The following is a 6734-nucleotide window of genomic DNA, read 5'->3' on the forward strand; positions in this document are numbered from 1 at the left end:
GACGGTGTGCCCTACGAGGTCGGCTCGGCGAGCACCGCTGCCCGGACCCGCCCGTGATCGGAGTAGCCCGCATCAGCCTCCACCGTGCCGGCTCCACCGAGCTTCCTCTCCCACTCCCGGGTGAGGGACTCGGTCTCGCCCGCCTCGCGGGCTCGCCGGTCGAAGGTGACCCGGGTGACGTACCCGTCCTCGGACCAGACCAGGACCCCGTCGACCTCGGCCTCGAAGCGCTCGCCGTCGGGCAGGACGAGGACGACGTGGTCGCTGTCGTAGTCGCGGATCCCGGGGAAGTCCTCGTTGTCCTCGGGCAGGCTGGAGAGCAGGACCGGCTCGCGCAGGTCGAGCTCGATGGTGTCGGGGTCGCGGGTGAGTTGCCCCCATACGACCAGCGTGGCGACGAACAGCACCGGCACGGCGAGGACGGCGACCCCGGACCAGGCCAGCGGCTTGGGATTCTTCCCCGACAACCGGACGACTCCGGCGGCCACGAGCAGGATCAGTGCCACCGCCACGAAGAACAGCAGGACAGCCCCGACGACGATGATCAGAACCGCCCCACCCGCACCCATGGCCCCAGTATCCCGGCCGCACGGTGCCCCGCACGGACGAACGGGCTAGGAGACGGTCGCGACGACGCAGATGGCCAGGGTGGAGAAGTACACGACGCCGGCGAACAGGGCGTGGAACCCGACCCGGAGCGGCAGTCTGCGTCTGAAGATCGAGCGGAGGGCGACCTTGTAGGCGTTGACGGTCGAGAGGTGGCTGCCGCCCATCCGTCGCGTACGCCACAGCAGCATGTTGTCGCCGAAGCCGTTGCCGATGGTGATGAGCAGGAAGGCCGCCCAGGCCCAGAGGACCTGGTCGACCAGGACGTACGTCGTCCAGCAGGCGAGCCCGAGGACGGAGAGGCCGACGTGGGTGAGCACCACCGGAGCACGGACGCGACCATGTCGGAACCAGCCCGTCAGCAGCAGGACTCCGACCGCTGCCTGGACGAGCCACGCCACGAGGACGACGTACGACATGGTGTGACCGTACGGGCCCTCGTGGCGCGCTGGACGAGGCGTGTCGGCCATCCCCGATAGAGGGGACGCCGACCGTGTCAGCCGTCAGAACGGGGTCAGCGTCACCGCCATCTCGGAGGCGTTGTCCTCGACGTACGAGGCGAAGCCGCCGACGTCGTCGAAGGCGAACCCGTAGGCCTTCCCGTCGACCGTGTTGTCGTGCATCGCCTTGCAGTACGCATGGACCGGGTCGCCCTGGTAGAAGCCGGCAGGGTCGTTCGTGGGCTGGTTCGCGGAGGCGAGCAGCGTGGTCCGGTTGAAGCCCGCGCCGAGCACGGCGGCGACGGGACCGGTGATGCCGTCGTTGGGGGCAGCCAGCGCGCCGTCGCAGAAGAGCACGTCCCGGGTCGAGGGCCGGCTGAACGCCTTCACCCCACCGTCGAAGACGAACTGGTCGCCGCTCACCCGGCCGGTGAAGGTGGTGTTGTTCGCATTCACGACGAGCGACTCGCCGGCGTACTTCGACCACACCTGGTCGATGTAGGAGTCGAAGAACGTCGAGGAGAACTTCCCGGCGTCCAGCCCGTGTCCCGGCGCGATGATCCGACGGTCGTCGACGACGAGGGAGCCGAAGTCGGGCGAGGCCGAGACGGCGGAGAAGATCTTCGCGCGGCCGCCCTCGACGAGGGTGCCGGTGGTCGGGGACTCCTCGCCGGTCAGCGCGATCGAGAGCGGGACGCTGAACATGTCGACCATGGTGGTGTTGCAGTAGATCCGGCCGCTCTTGTAGGTGAACTCGACGCAGTCGTGCAGCACGCCATAGCTGGGGTCGGACTCGACCCATGCCGCCGGATAGGCGAGCGCGTTGCCCTCGTTGACCTTGAACTTCAGCTTGTCGCCGAGCGAGAAGTAGATCCGGCCCGACATGTCGGCGGGGATCTGGGAGAGCGTGTCGCCGCTCCCCGAGAACGGGATCGCGTAGTCGGCGTAGCCGTCGGCGCCGTTGTCGGCGAGCGAGACGGGCACGAGCGTGCCCTCGGGCGTGACCCGGGACTGCTCGCCCGTGGCCAGGTTGGTGCCGACGATGTAGAAGTGGATGGAGGCGTTGTCGTACGCGCCGGTCCGGTTGGCGAAGCGGAGCTGGATGGTGGCCTGGGCTCCGAGTCGTTGCGGGCGCATCGCTTGTGCGGCCTGCCAGCCGGTCCCGCCGAGGAGTGGCACGGCGAAGGCGGCAGAGGTGGCGGCGAGTACAGATCGTCTGGTCAGCATGGGACCTCCCGAGTGGGGCTGTAGGAACCCGAATTACAGTAAGGGTCCTTTACAGTAAAAGTCTATGCCTACCGATCGACGGTCTGAGTTGTTACAACTACCGATCAGATGACCAAAACAGCCGCCCAGGGGCAGCGGATGTTCCGTCAACCTCGCTAGCCTGAATGCTTGTGAAAGTTGTCGTGCTCACCGGAGCCGGGATCTCCGCCGAGAGCGGTCTCGCGACCTTCCGGGATGCTGATGGGCTCTGGCAGGGTCACCACGTCGACAACGTGGCGACACCCGAGGCGTTCCATCGTGATCCCGCGACCGTCCATCGGTTCTACGACGACCGCCGCCGGGAGCTGCGCGCGGTGGCGCCCAACCCTGCGCACCTCGCCTTGGCCAGGCTCGAGCAGGTCCTCGGCGACGAGCTGCTCGTGGTCACCCAGAACGTCGACGACCTCCATGAGCGCGCCGGTTCCCGCCGGGTGGTGCACATGCACGGCGAGCTGCTCTCGGCGCTCTGCGACTCCTGTCAGGGCCGGTTCGCCTGGGACGACGATCTGGCTGACGGGCCGGCCTGCCCGGGCTGCGGCAACGACATGCTGAGGCCCGACGTGGTGTGGTTCGGCGAGATGCCCTACGACCTCGACCTGATCGAGCGGGCGCTCGTCCGGGCCGACCTCTTCGTCGCCATCGGCACCAGCGGCGCGGTCTATCCGGCCGCCGGTTTCGTACGCATGGCCACCCGTGCCGGGGCCAAGACGCTCGAGCTCAACCTGGACTCGTCCGAGACCTCGCACCTCTTCGACGACGCCCGTCAGGGGCCGGCCGGGAAGCTCGTGCCCGAGTGGGTTGCCGACGTACAGGCCCTCTCGCGTTGACCCCTTCGTAATTTCTGTCACGATAGGCCGCGTGTTCCGCAGAGCCGTGCCCCTGAGTGTCCTCATCGTCGCGCTGACCAGCGCTCTCGCCGGCTGTGGTGACGAGGAGGGATCGCTGTCCCAGGCGCGTGACTACGCGAAGGAGCCCGGCAACCAGATCGCCGAGGATGCCCGCGCGGCGATGCACGACATCAAGACCGTGCATGTCGAGGGCGACGTGCTCGACTCGCAGAGCACCAAGATCACCGTCGACCTCGACGTCTCTGCCGACGACGCCTGCGTCGGCAAGGTCAGCATCGGCGACGGCCAGATCTCGCTGCGCTCCATCGACGGCTCGGCCTGGTACCAGGGTGACGAGGAGTTCTGGAAGTCGATCGCGCCGGCCAAGGGTGAGGGTGAGCGCATCGCCAAGCGGGTCGGTGAGAAGTGGGTGAAGCTCGAGGGCGAGCTGGCCAGCCTCCGCGCCTTCTGCAGCATCGACAGCCTCACCGCCCAGATGGTCCCGCCGGAGGCCGAGGCCCAGGCGATCGGTCCGGCGATGGCCGCCGACGGCCCCGCTGTCCGCCTCGACGTCACCCACGGCGAGACCGAGAGCCGGACGTACGTTCGGGCCTCGGAGCCCCACCGGATCGTGAAGTGGACCCAGGGCAGCTCCGGCGAGCTCACCTTCTCCGACTTCGACAAGGAGTTCCAGGTCGAGGAGCCCGCGGCCGACGAGGTCTTCGACCTCGCCGAGCTGGAGAAGTGAGAACGACCGCACCGTTATTCTCAGTTTTCGGGAAAACTGAGAACACCGACCTCGACGTACGCATCGCGGCCCGTGCGCGGGAGGAATGACTCTGTAGGAATGAATGCGCGGTCGTGAGGCTTGCTCACTGGTGTGTCCACTTCGACCCGACCCACGCGCAGCTCCATAGGACTTCGTAGCGAACGAGGCCCGATCCTGCTCGCGGTGATGGTGTCGCTGAGCCTGGTCGCGATCGACATGACGATCCTGGCGACGGCGGTGCCGAGCGTGGTCAAGGATCTCGGTGGTTTCGAGCAGTTCCCGTGGCTCTTCTCGATCTATGTGCTGGCCACCGCGGTCACCACGCCGCTCTACGCCAAGGTCGCCGACCGGCTCGGGCGCAAGCCGGTGATGATCGCGGGGATCGTCGCGTTCCTGGTCGGGTCGCTGCTGTGCGGTCTGGCGTGGTCGCTGACCGCGCTGATCGTCTTCCGGGCGATCCAGGGGATCGGTGCCGGGGCGATCCAGCCGATGGCGATGACCATCGTCTCCGACATCTACACGCTGGAGGAGCGCGCGGTCGCGACGTCGTACGTCGCCTCGGTCTGGGCCACCGCTGCCATCGTCGGGCCGACGCTCGGCGGCCTCTTCGCCGACTACCTCGACTGGCGGCTGATCTTCCTCATCAACCTGCCGGTCGGGGCGGTCGCGCTGTGGCTGCTGCGCCACTTCCACGAGGAGCGGCGCCCGGCGACCGATCCGCGCGCCATCGACTGGTCCGGCGCCGGGCTGCTCACCGTCGGCGGGATCGCGCTGCTGCTCGGCCTGCTCGAGGGCGGGCACGCCTGGGCGTGGGCTTCCTGGCCGTCCTATCTGATCTTCGCGGTCGGCATCGCGGCCCTGGTCGTCTTCGGGTTCGTCGAACGCCGCGCCGCCGACCCGGTGCTGCCACCGTGGGTGCTGCGCCACCGTGTCCTCGCGCCGGCCAACGCCGCCAGCCTGATCGTCGGTGTGGTGATGCTCGGGCTCACGACGTACGTCCCGCTCTATGCCCAGAGCGTGCTCGGGCACTCGGCGCTGGTGGCCGGGTTCGCGCTCGCCGGGATGAGCATCGGCTGGCCGATCGCCGCCGCCACGGCGGGCCGGATCTATCTTTCTCGGGGGTTTCGGACCGCCGTCGGGCTCGGTGCGGTGCTGGTCGTCGTCGGCGGACTGGTGCTCATCACGGTCGGCGAGACGTCGTCGATCTGGCACCTGGCGATCCCGTGCTTCGTGCTCGGCCTCGGGTTCGGCTGGTCGGTCAACCCGGGCATCGTCGCCGCCGGGTCGGCGGTCGACTGGGAGGTGCGCGGGGTGGCGACCGGGTCCAACATGTTCGCCCGCTCGGTCGGCTCGGCGCTGGGCGTCGCGCTCTTCGGTGCGGTCGCCAACGGCCTGGTCCGGCGCGAGTACGCCGGGGGAGAGGTGCCGCCTCTCGAAGCCCTGCCGGCCGACGTCCTCGCGCCGGCGCTGCACACCGTCTTCATCGTCGGCCTGATCGTCTCGTTGCCGCTGCTGCTGGTGGCCTGGCGTACGCCTGTCCGGATCCGGCAGGACTGATCCGGATTGAATTCTGAGAGGGTTACCACCGAGTAACCACTGCGTCGTAGACTCCGAGGCATGCTGAAGCGCGACCACTATGAGGAAGACCACGAGGACTTCCGAGCCTCCGTCCAGCAGTGGCTGGAGCGTTCGGTCAAGCCCCACACCGACAAGCACATCGCCGACAAGGCGCTGCCCCGCGAGTTCTGGCTGGAGGCTGGCGAGAACGGCTTCCTCGGGCTCGCGATCCCGGAGGAGTACGGCGGCGCCGGCGCCGACGACTTCCGCTTCAACGCGGTCCTCGCCGAGGAGCTCGCCAAGATCGGCGCGGCCTACCCGACCTGCGTCGGCATCCACTCCGACATAACCGCCCCCTACCTGGTCCGCCTCGGCACCGAGGAGCAGAAGCAGCGCTGGCTCCCGGGCGTTGCCTCCGGCGAGATCCTGCTCGCGATCGGCATGACCGAGCCCTCCGGCGGCTCCGACCTGGCCGCGCTGAAGACCACCGCGGTGCGCGACGGCGACGAGTGGGTCATCAACGGCTCCAAGACCTTCATCACCAACGGCTACTCCTGCGACCTGGTCATCACCGCGGTCCGCACCGACCCGGAGAAGGGCGCCAAGGGCATCACCCTCTTCGCGATCGAGGCGACCAAGGAGGGCTTCTCGCGCGGCCGCAAGCTCGACAAGGTCGGCATGGAGGAGTCCGACACCGCCGAGCTCTTCTTCGAGAACGTACGCGTCACCGACGCCGAGGTCATCGGCGAGCTCAACCGCGGCTTCATCCACATGATGGAGGAGCTCCCGCAGGAGCGCGTCTCGTGCGCGGTCGCCAACGTCGCGCAGGCCAAGCAGATCCTGCTCGAGACCGTGCAGTACGCCAAGGACCGCAAGGCCTTCGGCCAGTCCATCGGCGCCTTCCAGCACAACAAGTTCCTGCTCGCCGAGCTGGTCACCCAGATCGAGGTCGCCGAGGCGTACGTCGACAAGTGCGTCGCCGCGCACGCCCGCGGTGAGCTCACCCCGGTCGAGGCGTCCAAGGCCAAGTGGTGGTCCTCGCAGGCGCAGTCCGAGGTGCTCGACCACTGCGTCCAGATCCACGGCGGCTACGGCTTCATGAACGAGTACCGCGTCGCTCGCGCCTGGCGCGACGCCCGCGTCACCAAGATCTGGGCCGGCTCCAACGAGATCATGAAGGAGCTCATCGGCCGAGACCTCGGCTTCTGACCTGGCCTCGGTGGTCGAGCTTGTCGAGACCCGTACGCCGCGGGCGGCCTCTCCACGGAG

Annotated in this window: 7 protein-coding genes; 4 read left to right on the top strand and 3 right to left on the bottom strand. The window is 68.4% G+C overall.

Annotation, left to right across the window (positions count from 1 at the left end; genetic code table 11):
• Positions 1–11: 11 nt before the first annotated feature.
• The 3 genes from ACFU7D_RS00865 to ACFU7D_RS00875 all read right to left on the bottom strand — a co-directional run bounded on the left by ACFU7D_RS00865 (position 12) and on the right by ACFU7D_RS00875 (position 2273).
• Complete coding sequence (locus tag ACFU7D_RS00865; RefSeq protein ID WP_378862065.1) at positions 12–569, bottom strand: hypothetical protein; 558 nt, start codon at positions 567–569, stop codon at positions 12–14.
• 45 nt (positions 570–614) lie between these two features.
• A complete protein-coding gene (locus tag ACFU7D_RS00870; protein ID WP_378862068.1) occupies positions 615–1025 on the bottom strand; it encodes a hypothetical protein in 411 nt (136 codons plus the stop codon).
• Positions 1026–1109: 84 nt separating this feature from the next.
• Positions 1110–2273 (bottom strand): beta-1,3-glucanase family protein, encoded by a 1164-nt coding sequence (locus ACFU7D_RS00875; protein WP_378862071.1) that lies wholly within the window; start codon positions 2271–2273, stop codon positions 1110–1112.
• 164 nt (positions 2274–2437) lie between these two features.
• On the opposite strand from ACFU7D_RS00875, the gene ACFU7D_RS00880 reads away from it, so the two are divergent.
• The 4 genes from ACFU7D_RS00880 (at position 2438) to ACFU7D_RS00895 (ending at position 6674) form a co-directional block, all read left to right on the top strand.
• Positions 2438–3139, top strand: a complete 702-nt coding sequence (locus tag ACFU7D_RS00880; RefSeq protein ID WP_378862073.1) for an NAD-dependent deacylase — start codon at positions 2438–2440, stop codon at positions 3137–3139.
• Positions 3140–3170: 31 nt separating this feature from the next.
• Entirely contained in the window at positions 3171–3887 is a 717-nt protein-coding gene (locus tag ACFU7D_RS00885; RefSeq protein ID WP_378725144.1) for a hypothetical protein, read from the top strand.
• A 207-nt stretch (positions 3888–4094) separates the two neighbouring features.
• Positions 4095–5465 carry an MDR family MFS transporter gene (locus tag ACFU7D_RS00890; protein WP_378862079.1) on the top strand — a complete coding sequence of 457 codons (1371 nt, stop codon included), beginning with the start codon at positions 4095–4097 and terminating at the stop codon, positions 5463–5465.
• Between the two features lie 60 nt (positions 5466–5525).
• Positions 5526–6674: an acyl-CoA dehydrogenase family protein gene (locus ACFU7D_RS00895; protein WP_378725142.1), complete on the top strand. Its 1149-nt coding sequence runs from the start codon at positions 5526–5528 to the stop codon at positions 6672–6674.
• Positions 6675–6734: the final 60 nt, after the last annotated feature.

Source organism: Nocardioides sp. NPDC057577, from assembly GCF_042801335.1.
Lineage (GTDB): Bacteria > Actinomycetota > Actinomycetes > Propionibacteriales > Nocardioidaceae > Nocardioides.